The sequence below is a fragment of the Ramlibacter sp. PS4R-6 genome, assembly GCF_037572775.1.
Classification (GTDB): domain Bacteria; phylum Pseudomonadota; class Gammaproteobacteria; order Burkholderiales; family Burkholderiaceae_C; genus Ramlibacter.
On sequence record NZ_JBBHKA010000001.1, the window covers coordinates 745,665 to 772,176 of the forward strand.

Sequence of the window (26,512 nt, forward strand, 5' to 3'; positions counted from 1 at the left end):
GCCCTCAGGGCTGCGGCTTCTTCTTCGGCTTGGACTTGGCCTTGGGCTGCGGCTCGGGCGGGCCGCCCAGGGCGCGCGTGTCCGGGCCCTGGTCGTCCTGCATCTGCGCCAGCGTCGCGCGCATCACGTTCTGCCCGATCGATGCGACCTCGGCACGCGTGTCGCGCACGCCGAAGGCCTGCTGGTGGGCGCGCGGCATCGCATCCTCGAACACGATGGCGCCCGCGCTGCTGCGCTCCTCGGCCGGCGACGCACCGATGTCGGTGACGACGGGGCTCTTGGTCTGGGCCGACGCGGCGCCCGCCGCGAACAGGGCGGCAGCTAGTGCGGCGCGAAGCCATGTATCGGGTTTCATGCCCCCATGGTGCGCCAACGCCCGCGCTTGGAAAGGGGGCGCAGCGCCAACGCTGCGGTAGGAAGCTTCCCACAGGGGGCGGCGGTCTTTACACATCAGCCACTCTCGCTGCATCCACCGGTTACAGATCAGGCGCAAAGTCACGCCATCGACCCTGAAAGGACAGCCATGAAACCCACCTTCACCCGCATCGCCGCCGCCGCCGTGCTTGCCGCCTGCGCCTTGGGCGCGCAAGCCCAGACGCCGCCGCCCGCCGCGCCCGGCGGCCAGCCGCCGGCCATGCACCAGCACGACGGGGCGCGCATGCAGCAACGCATGCAGGAGCGCCACGCGCGCCGCATGGAAGGCCTCAAGCGCATCCTGCAGATCACGCCCCAACAGGAAGGCGCGTGGGCCGCGTGGACCAGCGCGATGAAGCCCGCGGCGCGCACGCCGCACAACCGCGAAGAGTTCGCGCGCATGACCACGCCGCAGCGCATCGACGCGCTGAAGCAGCGCCGTGCCGAGCGCAACGCGGCGCAGGACCGCCGCGGCGACGCGACCAAGACCTTCTACGGCCAGCTCTCCGCCCCGCAGCAGAAGGCCTTCGACGAAGTGGCGCTGAAGGTGATGGCGCGCGGCGGCAAGCGTGGCGGCATGCACGGCGGCCACCACGGCCGCTGGAACAGCTGATCCGTAACGTGGGATCCCGGCGCAAGCCGGGATCTACCGCCTCAGAAGCTGTGCGCGTAGCGCAGCAGCACGAAGTTCTCGCCCGGGTTCGGGCGCTTGATCCCCGCGTTGGAGATGTGCACGAAGCGCACACCCACCTCATGCTCGCGCTGCGCGCCGAAGCCCACGCCCACACCCAGCATGTCGTAGAAGTTGAAGCGCGTGGAAAAGGTCTTGCGCCGGCTCACATACACGTCGTCGGTGTACGACAGGCCGATGCCCATCTCGGCAAAGAAGGGTGAGGCCGCACCGGGGCGCGCGCGCAGCACCGGCAGCAGGCCCAGCTGCACGAAGGTCTTGTTGCCGCCCGCCGTCTGCGGCGCACGCCAGAGGCTCGCGAAGCCTTCCACTTGCGCGCCCAGCTCCACACCCCCCATCGCATAGCGCCAGTCCAGCGGCCACGCCACGCCTGCGGTGAGGCTGCTGGTGCCGTGCGCCGTGAAGCCGCCCGGTGCAATGAAGAACGAGCGGTCCGCGGCGGCGGCGCTCGCTGTGGTGCAGACGGTCGCGGCCGCGAGCAGGAGGCTTCGGATGTGCATCGGCGGTTTTTACACGAAGTGGGCCCTGCGTCCTACATGGGGAACACCTGCCCGGCAGTACACCTATCCGGATACCCGCTGAAGACGTGCCCACCATGAGCGAGACACAGGCTTCCGCCCCGGCCTTGACCGTGATGACGGTCAACATCCACAAGGGCTTCACGACATTCAACCGCAAGTTCATCCTGCCCGAGCTGCGCGACGCCGTCCGCAAGGTCGGCGCCGACATCGTCTTCCTCCAGGAAGTCATGGGGACGAACGGCGAGCACAAGGCCGGCAGCTGGGACTCGCCCCACTACGAGTTCCTCGCCGACGAGATCTGGCCGCAGTACGCCTACGGCCGCAACATGGTCTATCCGCGCGGCCACCACGGCAACGCGGTGATGTCCAAGTTCCCGATCGTGCAGTACCAGAACCACGACGTGTCGGTGGCCGGCCCCGAAAAGCGTGGCCTCCTGCACTGCGTGATCCGCATGCCGGGCCACACCACCGACATCCACGCCATCTGCGCGCACCTGGGCCTGGCCGAATCGCACCGGCAGCAGCAGCTGTCCCTGCTGTGCGACATCGTGCGCAGCGAAGTGCCCGATGGAGCGCCGCTGATCGTCGCGGGCGACTTCAACGACTGGCGCCGCAAGGCCCACGACATCCTCGAGCGCGAGGTGGGCCTGCACGAAGTGTTCGTCAGCGCGTACGGCGAGGCCGCCAAGACCTTCCCCGCGCGCTTCCCCATCCTGTCGCTGGACCGCATCTACGTGCGCGACGCCTCGGTGCACCTGCCCGTGGTGCTGCCGCGCCGGCCGTGGTCGCACCTGTCGGACCACGCGCCGCTGGCCGCGGAGATCCACCTCTGAGGCACCATGAAGTCGCGATGGATTCCCGGCAACGACATCCGCCTGCTTGAAAACGGGGAGGCGTTCTTCCCGCGCGCGTTCGCGTGCATCGCCAATGCGAAGCGCGAGGTGATTCTGGAGACCTTCATCCTGTTCGAGGACAAGGTCGGCCTGCAGCTGCACGAGGCGCTGATCGCCGCCGCCCGCCGGGGCGTGCAGGTGGACGTGACCATCGACGGCTTCGGTTCGCCCGACCTGTCCAACCACTTCATCGCCACGCTCAAGGAAGCCGGCGTGCGCATGCATGTGTTCGACCCGGGCAAGCGCGTCTTCGGCCAGCGCCTGAACCTGCTGCGCCGCATGCACCGCAAGATCGTGGTGGTCGACGGCGAGGTGGCCTTCGTCGGCGGTATCAACTACTCGGCCGACCACCTGGCCGACTTCGGGCCCGAGGCCAAGCAGGACTACTCGGTGGAGATCCACGGCCCGCTGGTGGCCGAGATCCACCGCTTCACGCACGCCGCGCTGGCGCAAGGGCAGCGCTACCAGAAGCAGCGCGACTGGTGGCGCTGGCGCCGGCAGCTGCGCACACAGCCGCACGAGCTGGCGCACGAAGGCGACGCCGACGCGATGTTCGTCGTGCGCGACAACGGCGACCACACCAGCGACATCGAGCGCCACTATCGCATCGCCATCCGCTCCGCGAAGAAGCGCATCGTCATCGCCAACGCCTACTTCTTCCCAGGCTACCGCCTGATCCGCGAGCTGCGCCGCGCGGCACGCCGCGGCGTCGACGTGCACCTGATCCTGCAGGGCGAGCCCGACATGCCGATCGTCAAGACGGCGGCGACCATGCTGTACCACTTGCTGCTGGGCGCGGGCGTGCAGGTCCACGAATACTGCGAGCGGCCCTTCCACGGCAAGGTGGCGCTGATGGACGACGAGTGGGCCACGGTGGGCTCGAGCAACCTCGACCCGCTGAGCCTGGCGCTCAACCTCGAGGCCAACGTCATCATCCGCGACCGCGCGTTCAACGCGCACCTGTACAGCCGGCTCGAGCACCTGATGCGGCACAGCTGCAAGCGCATCACCAGCGACGAGGCCGGCGAGCTGCGCGGCTGGGACCTGGTGCGCAGCTTCTTCGCCTTCCACTTCACGCGCCGCTACCCGGGCTGGGCCTCGTGGCTGCCGCGGCACGTGCCGCGCCTGCTGCCCGCGCGCCACGACCGCCTCGATCCGGTCTACGAGAACAAGAGGTAGGCGCAGTGGATGGCCGTACCTTGCCCCGCAGCGCCCTGGCGCGGCCCCGCGCGCGCGGCACCAGGCACCCTGCGGGCCATCCGCAGCACTGGCGCTCGCAGGAGTGGTGGACCTGGGTTAAGCGCGGCCTGTCGATCGCGTTCTTCGGCGCGGTGCTGTGGCTGCTGGTGCGCTACGCGCGCAACCTCGACTGGCAGGAAGTGTGGGACTCGGTCACGGAAATCCCCGTCTCCACGCTGGCACTCGCCATCGGCCTCGCGGCCCTGAGCCACCTCCTGTACAGCTGCTTCGACCTGATCGGCCGCAAGTACACGGGCCACACCTTGCCGGTGCCGACCGTGATGGCCGTGAACTTCGTGAGCTACGCCTTCAACCTGTGCATCGGCTCCATCGTCGGCGGCGTCGGCTTCCGCTACCGCCTGTACTCGCGCCTCGGCCTGAAGAACGGCGTCATCACGCGCATCGTGTCGATGAGCATGCTGACCAACTGGCTCGGCTACAAGCTGCTCGCGGGCGTGCTGTTCATCGTGCACCCCCTGGTGCTGCCGCCGTCCTGGCACATGGGCAACCACGGTATGCAGTGGGTCGGCGCGTTGCTGGTGGCGATCTCCGTGGCCTACCTCGCCGCGTGCGTGTACTACGGCGACCACAGCTGGGACTGGAGGGGTCACGAGATCTACCTGCCGCCCTGGCGCCTGGCGGTGCTGCAGTACGTGATCTCGTGCGTGAACTGGTGCCTGATGGCCGGCGTCATCTACGTACTGCTGGGCCAGCGCCTGCACTACGCCGACGTGCTCACCGTGCTGCTCATCGGTGCGATCGCGGGCGTCATCGCGCACGTGCCGGCGGGCCTGGGCGTGTTCGAATTCGTGTTTGTGGCACTTCTTTCGCACATCGTCAGCGAAGGCCGGCTCATCGGTGCGCTGCTCGGCTACCGTGCCATCTACTACATGTTGCCGCTGGCGATCGCGCTGGTCATGTACCTGGTGATGGAGTACCGCTCCAAGCATCACCGGCGTGCGCTGCGGCTCAGGGAGGGTGAGGTCTGATGGTGATGCAGGCGCGCCTGGCGAGCGAGACCGACCTTGCGGGGTTCCGCGAGGAGGCGCGCGCGCTGCTGGCCCACCAGGTGCCGCCCGACGGCGTCGAGTGGCAGACCGCCCACGCGCAGAACGCCGAGTTCTTCAGCGACCCGTCGTCGCCCGCGCGCAAGTCCACCGTCAACGCCGCATCGGCCATCGTTCCCGCGTCGTTCCTGCGCCTGTGCGAGGTGGTGGTGCTGCACCACGACCCCGAGCGCTTCGCGCTGCTGTACCGCCTGCTGTGGCGGCTGGTGCATGAGCCGTCGCTGCGCCACGACCCGGTCGATGCCGACATGCAGCACGCGCACCAGATGGCGCAGGCCGTGAGGCGCGACATCCACAAGATGAAGGCTTTCGTGAAGTTCCGAGAGATCGACTTCGGCGCCGCGCAGACGCTGCAGGTCGCCTTCTACGAACCCACGCACCACATCCTCGAAGCCGTCGCGCCCTGGTTCTCCAAGCGCATGCACGAGGAGCGCTGGGTGATCTTCACGCCCGAGCTCAGCGTGGAGAGCGACGGCCACAAGCTGCACTTCGCACCGGGGCTGCCGCGCGCGCAGGCCCCCACCTACGAAGAGCGCGACAGCGCGTGGCTCGCGGCCTACGGCCACATCTTTGGCGACCACGCCATCGCGGTCAACGACTCGCTCGCACCGCCGCCATGACGAGCGCAGTCGTCGAGATCACTTCGCTCGACGCACTGAAGGCCGCCACGATGCGTTGCCGCGAGTGCCCGATCGGGTTCATCGCCACGCAATCCGTGATCGGCGAAGGCAACCCCAGAGCGAAACTCATGCTGGTGGGCGAACAGCCCGGCGACCAGGAAGACAAGTTGGGCCACCCGTTCATCGGGCCGGCGGGCAAGTTGCTCGCGCGTGCGCTCGAAGCGGCGGGCGTGCCCGCGGAGAAAGTCTTCGTCTCCAATGCAGTGAAGCACTTCAAGTACGAGCTGCGTGGCAAGCGCCGCATCCACAAGACGCCGACGCAGCGCGAGGTTGCCGCCTGTCACCACTGGCTGGACGACGAGATCGCCATCGTCAAGCCGCAGGCCTTCGTCGCGCTCGGCTCGACCGCGGCGCTGTCGCTGATGGGCTACAAGGTGGGCGTGATGGCCGAACGCGGCAAGTGGCTGGAGCGCGAAGACGGCCGCAAGGTGCTGGTCACGCTGCACCCGTCGGCGCTGCTGCGCGGCGACCCGCAAGACAGGGACGCCGCTTTCGCGGCGTTCGTGCAGGACCTGTCGAAGGCGAAGAAGGCGCTGGCCTAGCCCGGCGTGCGCGTGCTGTCCACCGTGGGCACGCCGTGCCTGGCCTGCTTCACCACGTTCTTGGCCGCGCGCTTGGTCTTCTTGACCGTGCTGCGTTCGTCCTTGGCCACGCCGGAATCGCGGTCGCGCTTGATCACGTCGCTGTCACGATCGCGCTTCACGATGTCCTTGTCGTCGCGCACCGCCTTGTTGACGGCGATCGCGTCGCCGCTGGCGGTGACCGTGCCTTGAGGCATGTCGCGCAGCCCCGAAGGCGGACGCAATGCCACGCCCGCGTTGTCGCTGCCCTGGATGCCGATGCCGCCTTGCGCGGGGCCGGCCAACGCGCCGGTGCCGGACTGCGCGCCCGCCATCGCGGGGCGGCCCTGGAACGTTACGCCGGCGTCGTTGCGCTGCTGGCCGTGCGCCAGCGACATCGTGAGCATCGCGACCGCGAGCACGATGGTGACGGCGAGCCAGTGATGGGGCGTGTGCAGGATCTTCATGGTGCGCTCCTGGTCATCATGGGCAGTGTGGCCCGCGCGCAGCCGAACAACCACGTGCAATTCGCAACAGAATCTGTAGGACGTGGCCTGTCACGCGCTGCTAATATGCGCGGCCTTTCACGGCTCAGCTGCTGTTTTCCCAATGACCGTTGCCCTCGCAGGACGCGCCCCTGCCACGTTCGAGATCAAGAGCGCGAACCTCCCGCTGGTGTCGCTCCTCGTCAAGTCCACCGACCTCGCCGCCATGGCCGAGGAGCTCAAGGCGCGCTTCGGCGAGGTGCCGGAGTTCTTCGACAACGACCCGATGGTGCTCGATTTGTCGCCGCTCGGCGGCCAGGGCGAGGTCGACTTCGGCGAGTTGCTGCACTTGCTGCGCGGCTATCGCGTGCAGCCGGTGGCGGTGCGCGGGGGGAGTGCCGAGCAGATGGAGCAGGGGGTGTTGAAGGGGTTGGCGGTGGCCAACGAGCTGCGCGTGGTGGCGGCCGCGCAGAAGCCACTGGATCCCGGCCTGCGCCGGGATGACAAGCCTTTGGGGGCGTTGGTCGTCGACAAGCCGCTGCGCTCGGGACAGCAGGTGTATGCGCGCGGGCGCGACCTCGTCGTGATGCAAATGGTCAACCCCGGCGCCGAAGTGATCGCCGACGGCCACATCCACGTCTATGCGCCCCTGCGCGGCAAGGCCATGGCTGGCGCGAAAGGCAACACCGACGCGCGCATCTTTTCATTGGCGATGGAGGCGCAATTGATCTCCATCGCCGGCATCTACCGCACGAGCGAAGTGCCGTTACCCGCCGAGGTGCTCGGCCACCCGGCGCAGGTGCGCCTGGAGGGCGGCGCGGACGGCAAGCTCGTGATCGAAGCGATCAACCAAGGAACCTAATGGCAAGAATCATCGTCGTTACCTCCGGCAAGGGCGGGGTGGGCAAGACCACCACCAGCGCCAGCTTCGCGTCGGGCCTGGCGCTGGCCGGCCACAAGACGGCCGTCATCGACTTCGACGTCGGCCTGCGCAACCTGGACCTCATCATGGGTTGCGAGCGGCGCGTGGTGTACGACCTGGTCAACGTGATCCACGGCGAGGCCAACCTGCACCAGGCGCTGATCAAGGACAAGCAGTGCGACAACCTGTTCGTCCTCGCTGCTTCCCAGACGCGCGACAAGGAAGCCCTGACGAAGGACGGCGTCGAGAAGGTGCTGAAGGACCTGGCCGAGATGGGCTTCGCCTACATCGTGTGCGACTCGCCCGCGGGCATCGAGACCGGTGCGCTCATGGCCATGCACTTCGCCGACGAGGCGCTGGTGGTGACCAACCCCGAGGTGTCGTCGGTGCGCGACTCCGACCGCATCCTCGGCATGCTGGCCAGCAAGACCCAGCGCGCGATCGAAGGCAAGGAGCCGATCAAGGAGCACCTGCTGATCACGCGCTACAACCCGAGCCGCGTCGACCAGGGCCAGATGCTGTCGCTGGAGGACATCCAGGACATCCTGCGCATCAAGCTGCTGGGCGTCATCCCCGAAAGCGAGACGGTGCTGCAGGCCTCCAACCAGGGCCTGCCCGCCGTGCACCTGAAAGGCAGCGACGTGAGCGAGGCCTACAAGGACGTGGTGCAGCGCTTCCTGGGCAAGGACGTGCCGATGCGCTTCATCGATGCGGCCAAGGGCGGCTTCTTCGCGCGCCTGTTCGGGGCGAAGTGACGCGATGGGCTCGTTCCTTTCCTTCCTCCTGGGCGAAAAGAAGAAGACCGCCGGCGTCGCCAAGGAGCGGCTGCAGATCATCCTGGCGCACGAGCGCGCGGGCCGCAACGCCGGCCAGCCCGACTACCTGCCGGCCCTGCAGCGCGACCTGGTGGCCGTGATCGGCAAGTACATCAAGATCGACCCGCGTGACATCAAGTTGCACCTGGAGAAGCAGGACAACCTGGAAGTGCTCGAGGTGAAGATCGAATTGCCCGATGCCGCGCGTTAGGGCCAGTACCTAACACGACGGTTGTCTATACGAGGCCCCACGGCAGGGCTAAACTCGGGGGCATGTCCTCCCCCGTGACCGTGCGCGTGACGCACCGTTACAACGTGTCGGCCGACAAGGTGTTCGACGCGTGGCTGATGCCTGCCATTGCCGCGCGCTTCCTCTTCGCCACGCGCACGGGAAACATCATGCATTGCGAGATCGAGCCGGCCGTGGGTGGCCAGTTCGTGGTGACCGACCGCCGCCCGGTGGCCGACGGCGACGAGAGCTTCTTCGACGCGCAGCACCGCGGCACGTTCCTCGAGATCGACCGCCCCAAGCGCATCACCTTCGAGTTCGTGGTCGAGCCGTACACGGAAGAGCCAACGAAGGTCACGCTGGACTTCCTGCCCATGGGCATCAGCGTGACCGACCTGGTCCTCACGCACGACCTGGGCGAGGGCGAAGACGCCAAAGTCAACGCCAAGCGCACCGAGCAAGGGTGGGAAAAGATGCTCGACCACCTGGAAAAGGTGCTCACCACCAAGACCTGGGGTGGCTTTACACGCCCGGGGGGCGTGTGACCCACACGCAACGCATCCAGAGCCCTGCCTCTAAAAGTCGTCTGGATTACAGACGCCACACCCCGGTGCCCACACAATCGGCCCTGTGGAAGACACCTACCACCCCGGCTCCGTGATCGCCGCCTGGCTCAGCCCCGCCATCCTTGGCGAGCTGGAGCCCATGCTGCGGCGCCTGCTGGTCGGCCAGCAGCTGTTCGTGAAACAGGACGACGGCACCTACCGCCCCAAGGGTTGCCAGTTCGGGTTGGCGCGCAGCTTCGCGTTCGCCGACCTCAATCAGCCCACGCTGCGCCCCGCCGGCATCTAGCTAGAGGTTGTCGAACCTCCCCACCGCCTCGACCTGCGTGGTCACCGGCGGCTCCTCGCACCGCTCCGCGATCCCCGCCGTGAACGCCTTGAAGGCCGTCAACTTTGTGAGCGGGTTGCCGTCGTTCGTGTCGAACGCGGACACGTGCGTGAAGCTCACGCCGTCGGCGCCCTTGAACACCTGGTAGCGCAGGCCTTCGGGCGTGTCGCGCTCCAGCTGCGCGAACACGGCGCCGATCAGCCGCTCGTTTTCCGCGGCCGCGTCCGGCTTGACCTTGTAGCGAACCAGCACGGTCCTCATGGCAGCCTCCTGTCCAGGTAGCTGCCCGCATGATATGCAGGATTTGCCGCTGCGACTATTTGTCCGCGCCGTCCTTCTTGGCCACCGCCCGCTCCTTCTGGGCCTCCTTCTTCGCCTCCTTCGACGACCCCGGCTCGGCGATCTTGCGGTGCATGGCCGCCACGGCCTGCGCCGGCATCACCTTCGAGGCGATCACCTGCAGCTTGTTCTTGACGCTGTAGACCACGTCGGCCTCGCCGTCCATCATCGCGTCCCAGCCGGCCTTGGCCACCTTGGCCGGGTCGTCCTTCTTCAGGTCGTCGCCCATGTAGGTGCCCTGCAGGTGCGCGCGCGCAAAGAACTCGGTGTCGGTGGCGCCGGGCATCAGGATGCTCACCGACACGCCCGTGTCCTTCAGCTCGTTGCGCAGAGCCTCGCCGAACGAATCGATGAAGGCCTTGCTGCCGTTGTAGACGGCGTGGAAGCTCCCCGGCTGAAAGCCTGCGATCGAGCCCGTGATGAGGATCCGGCCCTGGCCGCGCGCCACCATGCCGCGCGCCACCTGCTGGATAAGGTAGATGGTGCCGGTGACGTTGGTGTTGATCACGTGCTGGATGTCGGCGATGTCCAGCTCCAGGAAGGGCCCGGCCGCGCCGTGGCCCGCGTTGGCCAGCAGCACGTCGACCTCGCGGCCGTCCAGCGCGTGGCACAGCTGGTCCACGCCTTCGCGCGTGGCCAGGTCGGCCTGCACGCACACCACGTCCTGCGCGCCCAGCGACTTGAAGTCCATGACCGCTTCGTCGAGCGGCGTGTCGGCGGCCACGACCAGGTCGAAGCCCTCCTCGACGGCGCAGCGCGCCAGGTGGTAGCCGATGCCCGATGAGGCGCCCGTTACGACCGCGAGCGGCCGCAGAGAATGAGTGATTGCCATAGCACCCATCCTAGAAGCGCAGCGCCGCGGCGCTGTCGGAGAGCGACTTTCTTACTTCACGAAGCAGACTGCTTCGATCTTGTTGCCGTCGGGGTCGCGCACGAAGGCTGCGTAATAGTCGGGCGTGTACTCGGGCCGCAGGCCGGGCTTGCCGTCGTCGGCGCCGCCGAGCTCCAGCGCCTTGGCGTGGAAGTTGTCCACCTGCTCGCGCCGCTGGGCATTGAAGCAGATGTGCGTGCCGTTGCCCGGCGCGGCCTTGCCACCGTCGTGCGGCTGGCCCACCCAGAACTCGGGGAATTCGGTGCCGTAGCCGGCCGTTTCGCCGTAATCGCCCAGGCACTTGTAGCCGAGCGTGGCGAGCACCGCGTCGTAGAACGGCTTGGCGCGCTTCATGTCGTTGCTGCCGACGGAGACGTGGGAGATGACGGGCATGGCTGGCTTCCTTGGATGAAGCGCCATGGTTCTACGGCGCGCGACCCCGGGTCAAGGCCCGGGGTGACATCTGCTGTCAGGAGCGGCGGCTGTCTTTCTCGCCCTGGCCGGGGTCCAGCTCCTTGCGGCGCTCCTGCGGCTGGGGCTGCCGCTGGCCGCGGCGCTTTTCCTCTTCGGCCTTCGCGCGGGCGGCCTTTTCCTTGTTCAGGCGCGACTGTTTGCTCATGGTCTCTCCTATCGAGTGAACGGAAGGCCATGCTAGGAGCGCTTGCGCGCGCGGCATCACTTCGCGCGTGTCATCCCGGCGCAGGCCGGGATCCAGTGACTTAGTAGCCGAGCGGGCGCACGCCGATCAACGGCCCGTGCAGGAGCAGCGCGAACACCGACCACGCCACCAGCCCGGCGGCGATCGTGATCGTGGTGCCCACGGCGTTGCCCGGGGGGTACACGGTGTTGGCGTCGCGGTCGCGCTTTCGCGCCGCGCTGAAGCTCAGCGCCGCCCACACCAGCAGCGACACGAAGAGCACCACGTCGGCCACCACGCCCACCGCCAGCAGGTGCGCCACCGCCCAGGTCTTCACCGACAGCACCTGCGGGTGGTGGAAGCGCGCCTTGAACCAGTTGCGCGGGATGTACGCGGCGACGAAGAGCGTCATCGACAGCATCATCAGCAGCGCCGTCACGTGCTTCATCCAGTTGGGCGTGACGTACAGCACCATCGATTCCTGCTTGGCCGAATGGAAGCCCATGACGATCAGGACGAAGCCGAGGATGGACACCAGGGCATACAGCCCCTTCCACGGCCACGGCCCGATGCGCTGGATCATGGCCGTGCGCCACGGGTCCGCGAAGATGCGCGTGGAGTGCACGCCGAGGAAGATCACCAGGCCCAGGATCATCAGCGCCATGCAGCCGCCTCCACGCTAGAAAAGTTGGGCGGGATGGTACACCTCAGCAGGTCGGGAACGGCGCCTACAGACGCAGCCCATCCGGCAGCGCAAATTGATGGCAACCCCAGGAGCAAACGCCATGTCCCGCACCAGCGCCCACCCGATGAAGGCCCTGAACGAGCACCCGCAGCAGGGCGCATGGAACCTGCCGCCCGAGGAAAAGAAGCTGGACCGCGCGCAGGTGCTGACCGGCCAGAACCCGACGACCGGGCGCAACACGAAGATGGGGCGGAAGGTGGAGAAGCCGGCGGATCCGAAGGCCGGAGGGCCTAGTGGGCAGAAGGATCGGGCGAGGCATGACAAGAGGCATGCGAATAAGTGACCAGTAGCAATTCACGAGAACTCGAAACCTAAGTTTCTTGACCGGTGCCCGATCTTGCGAACTGCAAGCGGGGCGGAATTGCTTGGTGCGCTTCGCGTGCCCTCCGCCGCGCCCCTGGGGTAATGTCGGCCTGATTGCGGCAGCAATCGCGAAGCGTTTGCGGTCTTGCGGGGACACGCGGCCATCCGGGAAAAGGGGGACGATCGTCGTAGTCGACATCTCGAAGCCGCACCCGGCGCCCCGCACCATCTTGCTGGCTTTCGGTTAGCGCTTTCGGGTTCGCCCCGATGCTGATCCTGCCGACGCGCCTGAGGATTAGCACGCTAACGGAAGGCCTCCCTATCACAAACTCTCAAGGTTTCATCGCTTTTGCTTTGACGCGAAGAGACGACTAGACTCTTCCGCCAAAGGGTGGCGCCTAGTAGAGAGCCGAAGCTAGCATCGCGAGCCCGGGGGGAAACGAGGTGACGACATGCAAACTGCTTCAGAGCGCGAGCCGGAGAGATATTTGGGCATCAGCAACGACAATAAGACGATCGCCATCAAGCCTTCAAATCTCGGCCGACTCCAGCAGAGAGCATTTGGTGGTGAAGACGTTGCCGCACGTCCAAATTTCGCTGACGATGCATGGTGGCCAACGGGAGAGTTGCTTCCCGGCGTCAGTGAATTGATCGACGATGCACTGACAAACGAAGGTCGCCGCGAAGGGTTGACCGCCTACTTTCTCTTAGGCGGCGCCGGCAACGGCAAGTCGTTTGCTATTCGTCAACTCACCGCCCGCCTCGGCATCGAATTGCCAACGAGCGATCGCCTTGCTAGGCGCCTCCATCAGGCGCATCGGAAAGACGCCGATTTCGTCTTACTGAACGACGCGACAATCGCGCCACTGACCGACTATCCCAAGACTCAGAATGTGGCGCTCGCATCTGATTTGACTGCGTGGTGGAAACGCTCTGCGAAAAAGCCAGTGGTCGCGTTCTGCGGCGTCAACCGAGGCATCCTCGTCGATGAACTGAAGGAGCTTGCCCAAACCGGCGCGCCCATCAACAAGCTCTCAACGGAAGTCTTGCGTTGGTTAGCGAATCCGAACTACCCCATCGCCACGCACATGGGCGCTCCTCTCCTGCACGATGACTCGATTAGCGTAAGAGCGAATTGTCATGAGGTAAAGATGATCGTCGGCGGGCGCCAAATGCGCTTGGTTGCATTGGCGGTCGATGCATCGTCACTGTTCGAAGTCCCGCCAAACGGTGGGCCCGCGCGCGCCGCGGCGCTGATCACTCAGGTCGTCGACCGATGCGCGCCGGAAGGGGCGCAACGCGATCGACTTTGCCCCATTCGCGCGAATCTCGAACAACTCTCCGGCACCCATGGAATAGACAGATGGGCTGCAGCGATTGCGTCCGCCGAAATCGCCGCCGGAAAGTTTTTTAGCTATCGCGACGTTTGGGGATTGGTTGCACTCTCAGTACTGGGATCACGCGTGGCGCCCGATGGCGAGGGCGGAGCAGCATTGGACATTGTCGACCAGCTCCTCCGATCGGTTGACAAGGCGCAGACCACCTGGGACCGACTTCGCAATCTACTGGACCTCTCGCGCTTCCGAATGCATAACGCTCTGTATCGTGCCCCGATACCCCGAACTCGAGAGGCCGAGGCTTGGTATCCGCCGAGCACCCCCGTGCACAGCGGTCTGGCGCTTGTGGACCCATCTGCATGGCGCACGCGAGATAGTTCCGCAATCGAAGCTGGCATGCAGTCAATTGCGATGGGCGAGCGACCGAGCGAGACTGCTAGTTGCCGAGAGCTGCTTGCTGGCGTTTGGTCGCCTTTTGATCGCGCCCTTGAGAGCGCCTTGCTCGCATTCATTGAGACTGACGAATGCAGCGATGCGGCCCGTCGCCGGCTAATCTCTTGGTTGGGTGGCTACATGCTTCGATTGGCTGCGACAGGGAGTGGCAGCCTGGGAAACGAGCAAGCCATTCACCAATGGAGGGCTTGCGAACAGTCCGCACGAAGCAACACGGCGCTTCCCATCAGGTTCAGCGAAGCAATCCGTGCGCTGCTATACCCAAATCAAGAGGGAAGCCCTCCCCACAACGTCGCCCTGCCTGCCTTTTCGGCGCGGGCCGAGCCGATACGAATGCGCGCCCATGGCCGCGAGCCTACTTTGGCTCGCCTATTTGACTACTCGCCGATCGCATTGCGCATTGTTCACCTTGGGGTGCGCCCCGTCATCGAGTGCTTTCTTGCTGGGACCAATACGGTTGTGGGTCAATTGACGCTCGACTTCGCTTTGGTTCGCGAAACCCTGGCTTGCCAGGAAGAGCGCGCCGGGCAGACCGAGTCAACGGCCTTCGTTGAGGCTCGCTTGGAGCGATGCAGGGCGGCCAGCCTCGATGCACTGCCCGAAGCTCACGCCCGCCTGGTAGGGCTTCTAGGCGCAGCTCACGTGGAGCTCGGCGTATGACTTTTCAATTCCCGTCACTAAAGCGTCCACAGTACCCATCGAGTCCAGAAGTGTTGTTGTCTGCTCTAGCTTGGTCCGTTATTGCGCGGTCCCCAAACAGCTCTGGCACAGGCCTCATTTACAAGCGGCTCGGCTCCCCGACAAAGAAGCGTCTCGTCAAAATCGAGCAGACTATGCCTCTTGGCGAGCGGCAGGCCGACTTCCGTGACAAGCTAGTTCAGCAAGGACTGCTGGTTGGAGGGGGCGCCCACAACGACGATATCACCAGGGCGATTTCGAATTCCCTAATGGGAGTACAGCCTGCGAAAGGCATCGGATATGCTTCATCGGCAATCGGTGTCGCCGGTGCGCTGCTTCAAGACGCCGTGGGTGGACTCGGTACAAAAAGCCCACCGAATTTTGCCAACATCATTGATACGTTCTATAGGCTTGGTGGGGGCAAAGGACCATCCGCAGCAGAACGCTGGTTCGAAGCTGCGTCCTACTATGCATCGCAACAGCCACTGAAACACATTGAGCGAGCGCTTGCGGAATCGGCGCTTAGCCCGTACGTCTCGTCCCGCGTCTGGCCTCCCCAAGTGACGGGCATCGTCGATAGCTCGGCCGCGGCCGCTGAAGTCCCGAGCTGGTGGATTGCAGAGGTTTTGGAAAAGGATATTGGAACGCCGTTTTCCTGGTTTCGCTCAAGCTGGGATCGATTGTGTTCGGAGTATTGGTATACAAGCCTCCCCCCGCGACGCTGGACCAGCTGGGCGGTGTGTTTGCTGCGGCATTCTTTAGGCTTCGCTTATTTGTGGGAGGCAAACTTCTACAAGGAGCTGGCGCGGGGCATGTTGGATGGCAAGGAGGCGGTTCAAGTGCGCCGGCTTGCGCTGGCGCCAGCATCGCCGCTGGTCCCATACCAGACCGGCGGAATCGCCCAGCGGGATGTCATGCCCTTCATCAAGCGATTGCTTACCATCGGTCTCGCCTGTCGCAAGGCCATCGACGAGATCGCGACCGAGTCGAGCATCGAAGCGGAAAGTCTCAGTGACTTCATTCAGAAAATGCGCGCTCGGCTTCGCCAGGTTGATCGAGACATGGTTCATGCAGCTTTATCCGGCGGGGGGGACAAGTCAGGCATCCCAAACCTGTTAGAAACCGTGAGGTACTCCTTGCTAGCAAGAGCCTCTATGGACGACGGGGACAATACCGCGCTGTTGCGCACGGTCGCCCGAAACTACACGCATGTCTCACCTGGGCCCGAATGGATCGTGGCTATGTCCGCGGTCTCGGGAGATCCTCGCGTCGTAATCCGGCTCGGCGACATATTGAGCGGACTTCACGCGCTAGGGTTCATGCCTCGCATTGACTTCCTCATTGGCGAGCTCGAGCGCGCGGGACTCTGTGCCAGCGCCCCCGATGGGGATGCAGGAATCGAAATCGATCTAGGTTTCGGGAGGGCGTGAAATGTTCGCTGTTGGACGGGCCCTAGCGCGGCTAGCCAGAAACACTGGCGGCCAGTTGCTTCTCGAGCTACCTGACGACCTCCCGCCCGAGTTTGTTGCTCGTGTTCTGGAGGGTGCGAACCGCGAAATTCCTGGCGAGCCCGCGTTCGCGATGTTCGCTCACGATCACCGGTCGGATGTAGGCGGAATCGAGCCCTCCGTAGACTTTCGAGAACTGGCGATGTATCGCCAGGGCTCCCATTTGGCAATCGCCTACGCGAGCGACAACCGGGGCATGGCAACCTATACCAGCGTTTATCCGCTGCTGCTCTCTGCGGGTTTCCCGGCCGGTTCCTCAGCGACGCGTGGTACTGGTATGGCCGACGCGGACAGGTTCCTCATACACCTTGCAGACGTGGTGCAAGATGACCTCAAGCTTTCTGCCGCACACGAAGAGGATTTCCGCGGGGCCTTTATCGAAGTCGCCAAGTTTCTGGCGTCCGTTTATGAGCAGACTGGCAGCGGTCAGGGAAGCAGCGCCTCGGACTGGTGGCTCCATTTGGAGCAATGGTTGTCGTTGTTGGTAAAACACCAAGGAGATATTCGCGAAGTCTATGGCGCAGCCGGCCTGCCAGTACCTGCCGAAGGCCTCGCACTCAGGATATCCGCTCGCGACTACGTCCGGGTACTGAATGCGCGGTGGTCCGATCCTGCAACGATAGCCGCCGAGCTAGCGCGCCTTGAGCACATTCCGACTGCTGCCGGTGCAGCCCGAGTTCTCGCGCAGATCGATTGGGTTGGCGAGCAAGGACGAATTGCCCTTCGCACGGATTCCACGGTTGCGCGTGTCGCGCTTGCTGGTTCGAACCGCCGCGAGGGCTGGTCCCAGCTCTCGGAACACGACTTTGCCAATACTTATTCCGACGCGACGGGCCGGTTGGTGGTTCGAGCGAGCGGCAAAGAACTGCCACGGCCCTGGTCAGCCGCCACTCCCATTCTGTTGCTCGACCCCGGAATGAATGACTTGGCGGGCTCTTTCGAGATACCGGAAATCGAGCTCGTCGTCCCTTGGCGCCAGCAATCCGAGATTCCAGATCAACTTGGCGAGATTCGCGATCTGGCGAAGCAGGTCGCCGTCGCTGGAATACGCGGGTCGAGCGCATCATTTCATTTGGCGTCGGTGCACGCTTCGCAAGAGGGACTCCACCTGCAAGGCACACTCGCCATAGCTCTGCCGGTCAAGTCACAGGGCATTTGTACGCTCGAGGTTATTAGCAAAGGCGCAATCGCCAAACATCTGGTTGACCGATGCGATGGAGGTTTCGCGCTCGTCCGAAGCAGTGAAGTTTGCGTGCAGATTCGTCCAGAAAGTCGCGTGTCTGCGAGTGCGCAGCGCGGCCCGGTTCGTTGGAGTAGGGGAAGCATCGCCTCGACGTTGAAGCTACCAACGCCCGGACGGTACGAAGTCGCCGTGGCATGCGGGTCGGTGTCAGGCGTCAATGTTGACGACGTGTTGGCTGGGGGCCAACACCTTGACCGCAACTGGCTCACAGATGCGCCCCAATTGCGAATGGGCATCATCGACGCGATGTCCGATTTCGATATCGTCGACGATGGTTCCTCTGTCACGCTACTTCATTTGGAGCTCGGTGAAGTCAAGTTGCAGCGGCCTCTCGCGCCAGTCGTAGCCGCAGCCGAGGGCGTGCAGCCCGATAGTGGCAAGCCCATTCGGGAAAGTGTCTTCCGCCTGATTGAGCGGCATTTCTGCGCTGAATTGGAACAGGGCGACGACCGCGCGCTCGGCGCAATTCTGCTCAGCGATTCTAGGAACAGTTCCGCTTGGGTCGAAGTAGCTGGTGGCACATGGTGCTCGGAGTCTCTACGTAGACGCCTCGGGGACTTGACTCCTGCTCGTCCTTCCAGCGCACTTATTTCGCACCCTGCTTACCGCGCGCTGGCAAATGCATATCGCGCTTTGCGCCTTGCCGATCGAATCGAAGAGCTCGAAGCCGAGAGCGCCTCGGAAGGCGTGACCATTTCCCGCATCGATCTCTCATTCCTTCCGCAAGAACGCGTCGACAACTTGCTAAGCGCGTACGCCACTTTGCTGCTCGCGGCCAACGGATTGAGCGCTTCTGATCGATTCTGGGCGAGGCACCCGTTCACCGTAGCTATCTACCCCGACGCGATAGGGACACAATTCGTACAAGCCGTGTTGCTTAGTCCGCTGCACCCCATACGCCTTGGATGGATGTGGGCGCTCCAAGTCGGCCTACGCGCCGCCTTCGATGATGGCGCTCGACCAGGCGATTCCCTGGGTCTGCTGGATGGCACTCAGTTTCCGGTCGCAGCCACAGTCGAAGATGAGGACTTCGGGAGCTTGACGGGATTTTTGCCAATGCCGATCGAGGCAGAGGATGCGGACGTCTACCTAGGCTGGCAGGCAATGGTTCAGCTCGACTCCGGCACTCAGCGACCTAAGGTGCCGGACTGGCTCAACGGCGATGAATTTCCGGTCGACGGGGTATCGGCCCTCTCCCCATCTTCGGTAACGTCTGCTATCGATGATTTCCTGCGAGTATCCCCGCACGTTCAAGCGATTCAGATAGAGCTTGCGACTGCGCGTCCGGGCCGCCGATCAGTGGCAATCGATGAAGGCGTGCTCTCGAAGATTAGGGCGTTGGCGCTCGGGAGCGCCGAATTGGACGGTGTAAGTGGAGTTCGAGTCGTTGATTCGCCGGGTCGCGACGGGCCCATTCCTCGCATTAGCGCAATCCAGGATGCACTTGCTCAGGCTAGACCAAGCTTCAACGTTGAATGGGTGAGTGGCAGCGCAACCGAACCCTCTCACATCACCTTTCTCGAGAGTGCCGCTGCTGGCTTTGGCATTTCGAGCGAAGGCTCTCCAGCGCTCGGCCGGCTACCGCGCCTGCCCCTGCGGCGGCTTCCCAATAGACGACGGCAAGCCACGATGGTCGCAATTGAGGATTACGGCCTGGGCGGGGCTGGCGCGGAAGAATCCACCCTGTCGCGCGCCATCGCAGCCTACGAAACTGACGCCTCAGGAAAACGCTACGTCATTCGGATAAGGCCAAATCTCGCTGCCTTGCCGGCAAAACCGAACTGGCTGGTCGCAAGCGATTTCGGAATAAATCCGCAAGGAATCGCGCATGCCGCGAAGGTACAAGCTGACGGGCAGTACATGCTGTGGGACTGGCGCCCGGCGCCGATGCTACGGCATCTCGCCGGCCCGACTGGACGCGCTAGGCCATACTTTGTTTTAGCGACGGTGCCTCCCGCACTGAGTACTGCCATTAGGAATCGGGTGCAGCGACTCAATAGCTCGCTCTCCGAAGCCGCCATCGAAGAGCGGGTACAGCTACTCGTACAGACGCTTGCAGCAAGAGCCGTCGGACTGAATGCGCTTCTTGCTGTTGGCCATAATCAGGCAACTGGCGCCCTCGGCTTCTTCTTCGCGTTGTGCTCCATCGTGGAGTGGATAAGAGCGGCGGCGCCCGGATGCACACGGCTTGTCGTACCCGTTGATGCGGTTGATGTCTTCCTTCGAAGCAGCCTCCGCGCGCAAGCCAACGACACTCGCAGGCGCGCTGACTTGCTGGCAATGCAAGCATCAGTCGGGGCTGATGGACGCTACTGCGTGAGTTTGGCTCCTGTCGAAATAAAACACTACGGCCTATCTAGAGCCGAGGAGGAGACGCGATTCCCGAGCGCAGGCGAAGCTCGACTCGCCGCGCATGTCGACCAGCTTGCCAAATACCACCAGTACTTGGGCACTCTATGCGATCACTATCGAAGCGCCACGGGTAGCGCCGCTTCATTGATCGGCCAGCGTCTTGCGGTCGTCATAGACGCGGCGCTTCAACTATCGCCGAGCGAAGTGCATGATGCCGCGTCGTTGCTGGGCCACGTTTCAGCGGGCGAAGTGGATCTCCATTTGGGCGACGGCGTGTTGCTTTGGTACCAGGCAGGCGGAACGACGGAATCCGGGCAAAAGGTTGCTTGGCAACAAGTCGAGGACGCAATTAACAAACGTTTCGTCGACGTGCGAGTCGATCCTGCTGCGTTTGACAGTTGTTTCTGGGAAGGTGCGCCCGGGATTGCGCATGACGTTGTGATCGAGGCGCTATCCCACGCGTTGGGACCAGACGGTTCAATGGGCAGCGCGAATAGTCCCGCGCCACCACCACCATCTCCTCCTCCTCGTTCTCCAACACCTCCTCCTCCGCCACCCCCGCCGCCACAGGCACAGCCATCCCAACCGCTGCATGCAGAATCGGTAGCCGCGAGCCCTCTGGCGCAGCCCGCCTCGCAAAACAGGATCCAACGCGCCGCCACAGTCGCGGAGAGACCCCGGCTTGCTGCTGAAGAACTAGAGCGGCGTTACCGTCGATTGCTGGCCGCACTTGGGGAGTTTCACGTCCGAGTAGATAGGCCTTTAGGTCAGGAAGCCTATCGGGAAGGCCCGGCATTCGTCGAATACGCTGTGACACCAGCGTACGGCGTTTCCGTGACACGAATTGAGTCACAACTCGAAAACCTCAAGCTGAGACTCAAACTACCATCGGATGCGGTGATTGGGTGTTCAACGCACCTTGGCAATGTTCTTTTGACCATCCCTAAGTTGGAGCCCGAACGCTACTTCGTTGACGCTGAAGAGATGTGGGCGCGCTGGATTAAACCGAGCAACGGGTTTGCGATTCCCCTGGGCGAGGATCTCACTGGCACGATTGTTGAAGTAGATTTGGCCAGCCCGAATTCGCCCCATTTGCTCGTTGCGGGTGTGACCGGGAGCGGAAAGTCCGAGGCCCTGCTCACACTGCTGCAAGGTGCAACAAGATTCTATAGCCCCGCTCAGCTCGAGCTTCGGTTGGTGGACCCAAAACAAACAGAGCTAACCACGCTAGGGGCGCTCCCCCACACGCAGGGCGACATAGCTTGGAGTGCGGAGGAAGCAATCCGGCTCTTGGACAGCGCCGCGTCAGAGATGGACGAGAGGTACAAGAAATTCCGTATGGTGGATCAGGCGATTAGAAGCATCGGCGAGTACCAGGAAAAGATTGGGCCGATGCCACGATGGATCATCGTGCTAGATGAGTACGCCGATCTAATTACGGATAAAGAAGATCGGAAAAAAATAGAAAAGAACTTGCAAAGACTATCGCAGAAGGCGCGCGCTGCAGGCATACACCTCATCGTTTCGACCCAGAAGCCAGTGGTAGATGTAGTCAATACTGTCGTTAAGGGAAACCTGCCCGGGCGAATTGCGCTGCGAGTGAACACTAGTGGCGAGAGCCGCGTCATCCTCGATGACGCTGGCGCTGAACAATTGATCGGCAAAGGTGACGCCTTGATAAAGGTTGGGAATTCAAAGATCCGACTTCAGTTCGCGCGATATTCGGCTCCGATCGTCAGCTAGGCAGCCTCGCACGCTGCCATGCCGCGGCCTGGTACTTTTCGCTCGGCTATCCTAAAATTGTGGCGAACAATCAATTGGACGCGCGTGAATTTCATCGAGCTATTCGCAGGGTGCGGGGGCCTATCACTTGGTCTCAAGTCCGTGGGCTTCGAGCTTGCACTTGCAAATGAACTCTCGCCAATGGCAGCGGAGTCCTACGCCTTCAATCTCTTGGGGGAAGACCTCGAAGCTTTAGCGCTTGAGAGTTCACCGAATCCGAAGAGAACCCTTTGGCTTTCCAGCCGCCATCCAAGGAGCGGATTAGCGCTACGACGCCGGGAAGATCCACGGAAATTTCCGTCGCATGACCGAGGATTTTGTGATCTGGAAGATGACGGATCTAACCTCCGTGGGAACCTCGTCGTGGGGAGCATCACGGAGCTGAACAGGTGGTTGGAGAATCATGGGGACGTCTCTCGCACCCTGCAGAACGCTTTCGGAAGAGGCGAGTTGGACCTTGTATCTGGCGGGCCGCCTTGTCAAAGTTTCAGCATGGCGGGGCTTCGTCGTCAAAATTGCGAAAAGAATACGTTGCCGTGGGAATTCGCAAAATTCGTTGGCCGTGCGAGCCCCAAGTTTGTTCTGCTGGAGAATGTAAGCGGCATATTGAAGCCGTTCAAAGATTCAGCAGGCGGCAAGTTCTACGCGTGGTTCGAGCTTGCGAAGGCTTTTGCAGAAATTGGCTATTTCCCTCTTTGCTTGCATGTGAATGCCAAGTACGTTGGCGTTGCTCAGAACCGCCAGAGGTTCTTGCTCCTGGCGGTGCGCGAGGACGTGTATGAGGCGTTGAAGGGAACTTTTAGCGACAGTGAACGCGCGCTCTTTCGAAAGGTCGAGCCCTTCTACGCAGCAGTCAAGCAAGAGCAGCCGATTGACACGGCGATGCTGGACTGCTGGGACGTCGAACGAGACCTGGACGCAAAGCTGCTGCAAAAGAGTTTTCTCTCCGCGCTTGTACGTCTGCGAACCCCAAATGCTCAGTTGGTCTCGGCAAGCGATGCCATTGGAGATATTGGCGCTCTGCATGAGCAGGGGTACTCTACCCACCGGCTCGGAGCGCATGGTCGTAAGTTGGCTAACGAGTTCGAGGGCGTCGCTCGACTTCCAACCGCCTTGGCAAACCATGACCTCCGAAACAACTCGGAGCTAGTGCAACGAAGGTTCAGGCTCTATCAAGTTCTAGCCGGCCTCGATCGGCCAACTAGAAGTAGCGTGATCAGCGTTTTGAACGGGCACTCGACAGACATTGATGACCGCGTTTGGGCCGCACTTCGAGAACATGATTTTCTGAAGGAAACTGGCGAGCGAAAGAGGTTCGCGTCAAGAGCGGAGCTCCTCGAATTTCTCCAGCGGCATCGGACAAAGAAGAGGACACAACGAGCCCTGCAAGCGAAAAAGCAAGCGCCTGCTACCGTCTCGATTCCTGATGACGCCTGCCATTACGAGAGCCTTCGAACCCTAACGGTCCGGGAGTTGGCGCGCCTCCAGTCCTTCCCCGACGGATTTGTATTCAAGTCAAAGATTACTACTGGCGGAGCCATGCGAAGCTATGAGGTACCTCAATACACGCAGGTAGGTAACGCCGTTCCTCCGTTATTGGGCAGAGCCTTAGGCTTCGCAATTGCCGTTTTGTTAAAGCGATTGAATCTTGCGCGCGCCGAACGTTCGCGCGCGACTAAATTGGTCGCATAGAGGCCGGCGAAATCACAATGTGACCGCACTCGAGTCCCGCGGCGTGTCGAAATTACCGGGCACGTAGGCGGCGCGCTACTCGTTCCGCGATTCGCTCGACTTTGAGCGGCGAAGACAACTCACATTCCCAGACAGTAAAGACCGCCCATCCGAGCTTGCGAAGTTGCCGCACGTTGCGGCGATCGCGGACAATGTTGCGATCGAACTTGCCTTGCCAAAACTGTGTGTTCGATTTCGGCGTCGTGCAGATCGAACATCCTTGGTGCCGGTGCCAGAAGCAGCCATGCACGAAGATCACCGTACAAAAGCGAGGCAGAACAATATCCGGGCGCCCGGGCAGGTCATTTCGGTGCAAACGAAATCGAAGGCCTTTGGCGTGCAACGCACTTCGAAGAGTCCGCTCAGGCCGCGTGTCGCGGTTACGGATCCTGCGCATGCGCTCAGAGCGTTCCGACTTAGTCAACGAGTCGACCACGATCTGTCTCCCCCAAACGAGCGAGTGACTACTGTGCGCGTGGCTCAAACATCAATATTCGCCGCCCGCAAAGCATTGCTCTCAATGAAGTCCCTGCGAGGCTCCACCTCATCCCCCATCAGCATCGTGAACACCCGATCCGCCTCGATCGCGTCGTCGATCTGCACGCGTAGCAGCCGGCGCACGTTCGGGTCCATCGTCGTCTCCCACAGCTGCTCGGGGTTCATCTCGCCCAGGCCCTTGTAGCGCTGGCGGGCGGTGGAGCGCTCGGCTTCGCCGATCAGCCAGCGCATCGCCTGGCGGAAGTCGCCCACGCGTTCTTCCTTCTGGCGCTCGCCTTCGCCCCTCACCACCTTGGCGCCGTCGTGCAGCAGGCCGCGGAAGGTGTTGGCGGCTTCGGCCAGGGCGGCGTAGTCGGCGCCGTGCACGAAGTCCTGCGTGATCACGCTGCTCTTGATGTTGCCGTGGTGGCGGCGGCTGATGCGCAGCACGTGCTTGTCGGTGCGCGCGTCGAATTCGGCGGCCACTTCGGCGGGCGCCTGGTTGCTGGCCTTGTCCAGCTCCTGCAGCTTGGCCTGCAGCGCCACGGCCGAGGCCTCGGCCTCAGGCGCGGTGTCCAGGCTCAGGCTCACGCCGTCGGCCATGGCGCGCAGCGCTTCCTGGTCCATGAAGTTCTGCAGGCGCGCGATCACGGCCTCGGCCACCTGGTGCTTGCGCGCCAGTTCGGCCAGCGTGTCGCCGCTGATCACGGTGCCGGTAGGCCCGCCCGTGTGCACCTGCGCGCCGTTCAGCGCGATCTTCAGCAGGAACTTGTCCAGCTCGCTGCCGTCCTTCAGGTACAGCTCCTCCTTGCCGCTCTTCACCTTGTACAGCGGCGGCTGCGCGATGTAGATATGGCCGCGCTCCACCAGCTCGGGCATCTGGCGGTAGAAGAACGTCAGCAGCAGCGTGCGGATGTGCGCGCCGTCCACGTCGGCGTCGGTCATGATGATGATGCGGTGGTAGCGCAGCTTGGCCACGTCGAAGTCGTCGCTGTCGCTCTTGCCGTTGCTTGCGCCGCCCGTGCTGCCGCCGGCCTTGCCGATGCCCGTGCCCAGCGCGGTGATCAGCGTCAGGATTTCATTGCTGGTCAGCAGCTTCTCGTAGCGCGCCTTCTCCACGTTCAGGATCTTGCCGCGCAGCGGCAGGATGGCCTGGAACTTCCGGTCGCGGCCCTGCTTGGCGCTGCCGCCGGCGGAGTCGCCCTCGACGATGTAGATCTCGCACAGCGCCGGGTCCTTCTCCTGGCAGTCGGCCAGCTTGCCGGGCAGGCCCATGCCGTCCAGCACGCCCTTGCGCCGCGTCATCTCGCGCGCCTTGCGGGCGGCCTCGCGCGCACGCGCGGCGTCGATGATCTTGCCGACGATGATCTTGGCGTCGTTGGGCCTTTCCTGCAGGTAGTCGTTCAGCGTGCGGGCCACCACGTCTTCCACCGGGCCGCGCACTTCGCTGGAAACGAGCTTGTCCTTGGTCTGGCTCGAAAACTTGGGCTCGGGCACCTTCACGCTCAGCACGCAGGTCAGGCCCTCGCGCATGTCGTCGCCCGTGATCTCCACCTTGGCCTTCTTGGCCATCTCGGTTTCGTCGATGTACTTGTTGATCACGCGCGTCATCGCCGCGCGCAGGCCGGTCATGTGCGTGCCGCCGTCGCGCTGCGGGATGTTGTTGGTGAAGGCCAGTACCTGCTCGTTGTAGCCGCTGTTCCACTGCATCGCCACTTCCACGCCGATGTTCGTGTTCTGGTCGCTCATCTTGTCGCCCACGGCGTGGAAGATGTTCGGGTGCAGCACCTGCTTGCCCTTGTTGATGAAATCGACGAAGCCTTTCACGCCACCGGCGCCGCTGAAGTCGTCGCTCTTGCCCGAGCGCTCGTCGGTCAGCTTGATGTTGACGCCGTTGTTCAGGAACGAGAGCTCGCGCAGGCGCTTGCTGAGGATCTCGTAGTGGAAGTCGGCGTTTTCCTTGAAGATCTCCGAGTCGGGCAGGAAGTGCACCTCGGTGCCGCGCTTGTCGGTGTCGCCCAGGATCGTCATGGGCCGCACCTCGACGCCATCGCGCACTTCGGTGTGCGCGTTCTGCGGGAAGCCGCGGCTGAACTCCATCACGTGCACCTTGCCTTCGCGGCGCACGGTCAGGCGCAGGTACTTGCTCAGCGCGTTCACGCAGCTCACGCCCACGCCGTGCAGGCCGCCCGACACCTTGTAGCTGTTCTGGTTGAACTTGCCGCCGGCGTGCAGCTCGGTCAGCGCGATCTCGGCGGCCGAGCGCTTGGGCTCGTGCTTGTCGTCCCACTTGATGCCGGTGGGGATGCCGCGGCCGTTGTCGACGACCGAGATGGAGTTGTCGGTGTGGATGGTGACGACGATGTCGTCGCAGTGGCCGGCCAGGGCCTCGTCGATGGAGTTGTCGACCACCTCGAACACCAGGTGGTGCAGGCCCGTGCCGTCGCTGGTGTCGCCGATGTACATGCCGGGGCGCTTGCGCACGGCCTCCAGGCCTTCCAGGATCTGGATCGAGCCCTCGCCATACCCGTCCGTGGCGGCGGGGTTGGAGGGCGTCACGGCGCCTTCTTCGGGGCGACTTTCCGGGGGCAGGCCGGCGTTCGGGTTCGTTTCTTCGGACATCAACAGGGCTTTCAGCAATCTCTTTAA

26 protein-coding genes are annotated in these 26,512 nt (G+C 63.5%); 16 read left to right on the forward strand and 10 right to left on the reverse strand.

The genetic code is table 11. The features are described 5' to 3' along the window. Positions 1-4: 4 nt before the first annotated feature. A complete protein-coding gene (locus WG903_RS03675; protein ID WP_340072863.1) occupies positions 5-355 on the reverse strand; it encodes a hypothetical protein in 351 nt (116 codons plus the stop codon). 168 nt (positions 356-523) lie between these two features. On the opposite strand from WG903_RS03675, the gene WG903_RS03680 reads away from it, so the two are divergent. Then, positions 524-1,027 (forward strand): Spy/CpxP family protein refolding chaperone, encoded by a 504-nt coding sequence (locus tag WG903_RS03680; protein WP_340072864.1) that lies wholly within the window; start codon positions 524-526, stop codon positions 1,025-1,027. A gap of 41 nt (positions 1,028-1,068) precedes the next feature. On the opposite strand, the gene WG903_RS03685 is transcribed toward WG903_RS03680, so the two are convergent. Beyond that, entirely contained in the window at positions 1,069-1,605 is a 537-nt protein-coding gene (locus tag WG903_RS03685; RefSeq protein ID WP_340072865.1) for an acyloxyacyl hydrolase, read from the reverse strand. Positions 1,606-1,700: 95 nt separating this feature from the next. On the opposite strand from WG903_RS03685, the gene WG903_RS03690 reads away from it, so the two are divergent. From WG903_RS03690 to WG903_RS03710, 5 genes are read left to right on the forward strand one after another with little or no spacing between them, the layout of a single operon-like run. After that, positions 1,701-2,459, forward strand: a complete 759-nt coding sequence (locus tag WG903_RS03690; RefSeq protein ID WP_340072866.1) for an endonuclease/exonuclease/phosphatase family protein — start codon at positions 1,701-1,703, stop codon at positions 2,457-2,459. 6 nt (positions 2,460-2,465) lie between these two features. Next, positions 2,466-3,698 (forward strand): cardiolipin synthase ClsB, encoded by a 1,233-nt coding sequence (gene clsB / locus WG903_RS03695; RefSeq protein ID WP_340072867.1) that lies wholly within the window; start codon positions 2,466-2,468, stop codon positions 3,696-3,698. A 20-nt stretch (positions 3,699-3,718) separates the two neighbouring features. Then, the gene (locus WG903_RS03700) at positions 3,719-4,747 is read left to right on the forward strand and encodes a lysylphosphatidylglycerol synthase domain-containing protein (protein WP_340072868.1); all 1,029 of its coding nucleotides are present in this window, start codon (positions 3,719-3,721) and stop codon (positions 4,745-4,747) included. After that, a complete protein-coding gene (locus WG903_RS03705; RefSeq protein WP_340072869.1) occupies positions 4,747-5,445 on the forward strand; it encodes a TIGR03915 family putative DNA repair protein in 699 nt (232 codons plus the stop codon). The genes WG903_RS03700 and WG903_RS03705 overlap by 1 nt, the downstream gene beginning before the upstream one ends. Next, the gene (locus WG903_RS03710; protein WP_340072871.1) at positions 5,370-6,047 is read left to right on the forward strand and encodes a UdgX family uracil-DNA binding protein; all 678 of its coding nucleotides are present in this window, start codon (positions 5,370-5,372) and stop codon (positions 6,045-6,047) included. The genes WG903_RS03705 and WG903_RS03710 overlap by 76 nt, the downstream gene beginning before the upstream one ends. Here WG903_RS03710 and WG903_RS03715 read toward each other — a convergent pair. After that, positions 6,044-6,532: a hypothetical protein gene (locus WG903_RS03715; protein ID WP_340072873.1), complete on the reverse strand. Its 489-nt coding sequence runs from the start codon at positions 6,530-6,532 to the stop codon at positions 6,044-6,046. The two genes, WG903_RS03710 and WG903_RS03715, sit on opposite strands and share 4 nt — an antisense overlap. A gap of 142 nt (positions 6,533-6,674) precedes the next feature. Between WG903_RS03715 and minC the strand changes: the two genes are divergently transcribed. From minC to WG903_RS03740, 5 genes are all read left to right on the forward strand, one after another. Then, positions 6,675-7,412, forward strand: a complete 738-nt coding sequence (minC, locus tag WG903_RS03720) for a septum site-determining protein MinC (protein WP_340072875.1) — start codon at positions 6,675-6,677, stop codon at positions 7,410-7,412. Further along, complete coding sequence (gene minD, locus WG903_RS03725; RefSeq protein WP_340072876.1) at positions 7,412-8,227, forward strand: septum site-determining protein MinD; 816 nt, start codon at positions 7,412-7,414, stop codon at positions 8,225-8,227. The genes minC and minD overlap by 1 nt, the downstream gene beginning before the upstream one ends. A gap of 4 nt (positions 8,228-8,231) precedes the next feature. After that, positions 8,232-8,498, forward strand: coding sequence for a cell division topological specificity factor MinE (gene minE / locus WG903_RS03730; protein ID WP_340072877.1), 267 nt, complete (start codon positions 8,232-8,234; stop codon positions 8,496-8,498). 62 nt (positions 8,499-8,560) lie between these two features. Then, a complete protein-coding gene (locus tag WG903_RS03735; protein ID WP_340072878.1) occupies positions 8,561-9,061 on the forward strand; it encodes an SRPBCC family protein in 501 nt (166 codons plus the stop codon). Between the two features lie 85 nt (positions 9,062-9,146). Further along, entirely contained in the window at positions 9,147-9,368 is a 222-nt protein-coding gene (locus WG903_RS03740) for a hypothetical protein (RefSeq protein WP_340072880.1), read from the forward strand. On the opposite strand, the gene WG903_RS03745 is transcribed toward WG903_RS03740, so the two are convergent. The 5 genes from WG903_RS03745 to WG903_RS03765 form a co-directional block, all read right to left on the reverse strand. Then, the gene (locus WG903_RS03745; protein ID WP_340072882.1) at positions 9,369-9,668 is read right to left on the reverse strand and encodes a hypothetical protein; all 300 of its coding nucleotides are present in this window, start codon (positions 9,666-9,668) and stop codon (positions 9,369-9,371) included. Between the two features lie 55 nt (positions 9,669-9,723). After that, a complete protein-coding gene (locus WG903_RS03750) occupies positions 9,724-10,578 on the reverse strand; it encodes an SDR family NAD(P)-dependent oxidoreductase (protein WP_340072883.1) in 855 nt (284 codons plus the stop codon). A gap of 51 nt (positions 10,579-10,629) precedes the next feature. Beyond that, entirely contained in the window at positions 10,630-11,010 is a 381-nt protein-coding gene (locus WG903_RS03755) for a VOC family protein (protein ID WP_340072884.1), read from the reverse strand. 76 nt (positions 11,011-11,086) lie between these two features. Beyond that, positions 11,087-11,236 (reverse strand): hypothetical protein, encoded by a 150-nt coding sequence (locus WG903_RS03760; protein WP_340072885.1) that lies wholly within the window; start codon positions 11,234-11,236, stop codon positions 11,087-11,089. Between the two features lie 100 nt (positions 11,237-11,336). Then, positions 11,337-11,918 (reverse strand): NnrU family protein, encoded by a 582-nt coding sequence (locus tag WG903_RS03765; protein WP_340072886.1) that lies wholly within the window; start codon positions 11,916-11,918, stop codon positions 11,337-11,339. Positions 11,919-12,039: 121 nt separating this feature from the next. On the opposite strand from WG903_RS03765, the gene WG903_RS03770 reads away from it, so the two are divergent. The 5 genes from WG903_RS03770 to WG903_RS03790 all read left to right on the forward strand — a co-directional run bounded on the left by WG903_RS03770 (position 12,040) and on the right by WG903_RS03790 (position 23,347). Beyond that, positions 12,040-12,282 (forward strand): hypothetical protein, encoded by a 243-nt coding sequence (locus WG903_RS03770; RefSeq protein WP_340072887.1) that lies wholly within the window; start codon positions 12,040-12,042, stop codon positions 12,280-12,282. 508 nt (positions 12,283-12,790) lie between these two features. After that, positions 12,791-14,752, forward strand: coding sequence for a hypothetical protein (locus WG903_RS03775; RefSeq protein ID WP_340072888.1), 1,962 nt, complete (start codon positions 12,791-12,793; stop codon positions 14,750-14,752). Further along, positions 14,749-16,200: a hypothetical protein gene (locus tag WG903_RS03780; RefSeq protein WP_340072889.1), complete on the forward strand. Its 1,452-nt coding sequence runs from the start codon at positions 14,749-14,751 to the stop codon at positions 16,198-16,200. Before WG903_RS03775 ends, WG903_RS03780 begins: the two co-directional genes overlap by 4 nt. Before the next feature lies 1 nt (position 16,201). Further along, complete coding sequence (locus tag WG903_RS03785) at positions 16,202-21,616, forward strand: FtsK/SpoIIIE domain-containing protein (protein WP_340072890.1); 5,415 nt, start codon at positions 16,202-16,204, stop codon at positions 21,614-21,616. A gap of 18 nt (positions 21,617-21,634) precedes the next feature. Then, positions 21,635-23,347: a DNA cytosine methyltransferase gene (locus tag WG903_RS03790; RefSeq protein WP_445263572.1), complete on the forward strand. Its 1,713-nt coding sequence runs from the start codon at positions 21,635-21,637 to the stop codon at positions 23,345-23,347. Between the two features lie 52 nt (positions 23,348-23,399). Here WG903_RS03790 and WG903_RS03795 read toward each other — a convergent pair whose 3' ends face one another. Both WG903_RS03795 and gyrB read right to left on the reverse strand, forming a co-directional pair. Beyond that, complete coding sequence (locus tag WG903_RS03795; protein ID WP_340072891.1) at positions 23,400-23,822, reverse strand: very short patch repair endonuclease; 423 nt, start codon at positions 23,820-23,822, stop codon at positions 23,400-23,402. 44 nt (positions 23,823-23,866) lie between these two features. Next, positions 23,867-26,485 carry a DNA topoisomerase (ATP-hydrolyzing) subunit B gene (gene gyrB / locus WG903_RS03800; RefSeq protein ID WP_445263573.1) on the reverse strand — a complete coding sequence of 873 codons (2,619 nt, stop codon included), beginning with the start codon at positions 26,483-26,485 and terminating at the stop codon, positions 23,867-23,869. Positions 26,486-26,512: the final 27 nt, after the last annotated feature.

Bases quoted from the DNA above. Each gene is read 5' to 3' on its own strand.
- WG903_RS03675 (WP_340072863.1), bottom strand. From the start codon at position 355: ATGAAACCCGATACATGGCTTCGCGCCGCACTAGCTGCCGCCCTGTTC.
- WG903_RS03680 (WP_340072864.1), top strand. From the start codon at position 524: ATGAAACCCACCTTCACCCGCATCGCCGCCGCCGCCGTGCTTGCCGCC.
- WG903_RS03685 (WP_340072865.1), bottom strand. From the start codon at position 1,605: ATGCACATCCGAAGCCTCCTGCTCGCGGCCGCGACCGTCTGCACCACA.
- WG903_RS03690 (WP_340072866.1), top strand. From the start codon at position 1,701: ATGAGCGAGACACAGGCTTCCGCCCCGGCCTTGACCGTGATGACGGTC.
- clsB (WP_340072867.1), top strand. From the start codon at position 2,466: ATGAAGTCGCGATGGATTCCCGGCAACGACATCCGCCTGCTTGAAAAC.
- WG903_RS03705 (WP_340072869.1), top strand. From the start codon at position 4,747: ATGGTGATGCAGGCGCGCCTGGCGAGCGAGACCGACCTTGCGGGGTTC.
- WG903_RS03715 (WP_340072873.1), bottom strand. From the start codon at position 6,532: ATGAAGATCCTGCACACGCCCCATCACTGGCTCGCCGTCACCATCGTG.
- minC (WP_340072875.1), top strand. From the start codon at position 6,675: ATGACCGTTGCCCTCGCAGGACGCGCCCCTGCCACGTTCGAGATCAAG.
- minD (WP_340072876.1), top strand. From the start codon at position 7,412: ATGGCAAGAATCATCGTCGTTACCTCCGGCAAGGGCGGGGTGGGCAAG.
- minE (WP_340072877.1), top strand. From the start codon at position 8,232: ATGGGCTCGTTCCTTTCCTTCCTCCTGGGCGAAAAGAAGAAGACCGCC.
- WG903_RS03735 (WP_340072878.1), top strand. From the start codon at position 8,561: ATGTCCTCCCCCGTGACCGTGCGCGTGACGCACCGTTACAACGTGTCG.
- WG903_RS03745 (WP_340072882.1), bottom strand. From the start codon at position 9,668: ATGAGGACCGTGCTGGTTCGCTACAAGGTCAAGCCGGACGCGGCCGCG.
- WG903_RS03750 (WP_340072883.1), bottom strand. From the start codon at position 10,578: ATGGCAATCACTCATTCTCTGCGGCCGCTCGCGGTCGTAACGGGCGCC.
- WG903_RS03755 (WP_340072884.1), bottom strand. From the start codon at position 11,010: ATGCCCGTCATCTCCCACGTCTCCGTCGGCAGCAACGACATGAAGCGC.
- WG903_RS03760 (WP_340072885.1), bottom strand. From the start codon at position 11,236: ATGAGCAAACAGTCGCGCCTGAACAAGGAAAAGGCCGCCCGCGCGAAG.
- WG903_RS03765 (WP_340072886.1), bottom strand. From the start codon at position 11,918: ATGGCGCTGATGATCCTGGGCCTGGTGATCTTCCTCGGCGTGCACTCC.
- WG903_RS03770 (WP_340072887.1), top strand. From the start codon at position 12,040: ATGTCCCGCACCAGCGCCCACCCGATGAAGGCCCTGAACGAGCACCCG.
- WG903_RS03780 (WP_340072889.1), top strand. From the start codon at position 14,749: ATGACTTTTCAATTCCCGTCACTAAAGCGTCCACAGTACCCATCGAGT.
- WG903_RS03785 (WP_340072890.1), top strand. From the start codon at position 16,202: ATGTTCGCTGTTGGACGGGCCCTAGCGCGGCTAGCCAGAAACACTGGC.
- WG903_RS03790 (WP_445263572.1), top strand. From the start codon at position 21,635: ATGCCGCGGCCTGGTACTTTTCGCTCGGCTATCCTAAAATTGTGGCGA.
- gyrB (WP_445263573.1), bottom strand. From the start codon at position 26,485: ATGTCCGAAGAAACGAACCCGAACGCCGGCCTGCCCCCGGAAAGTCGC.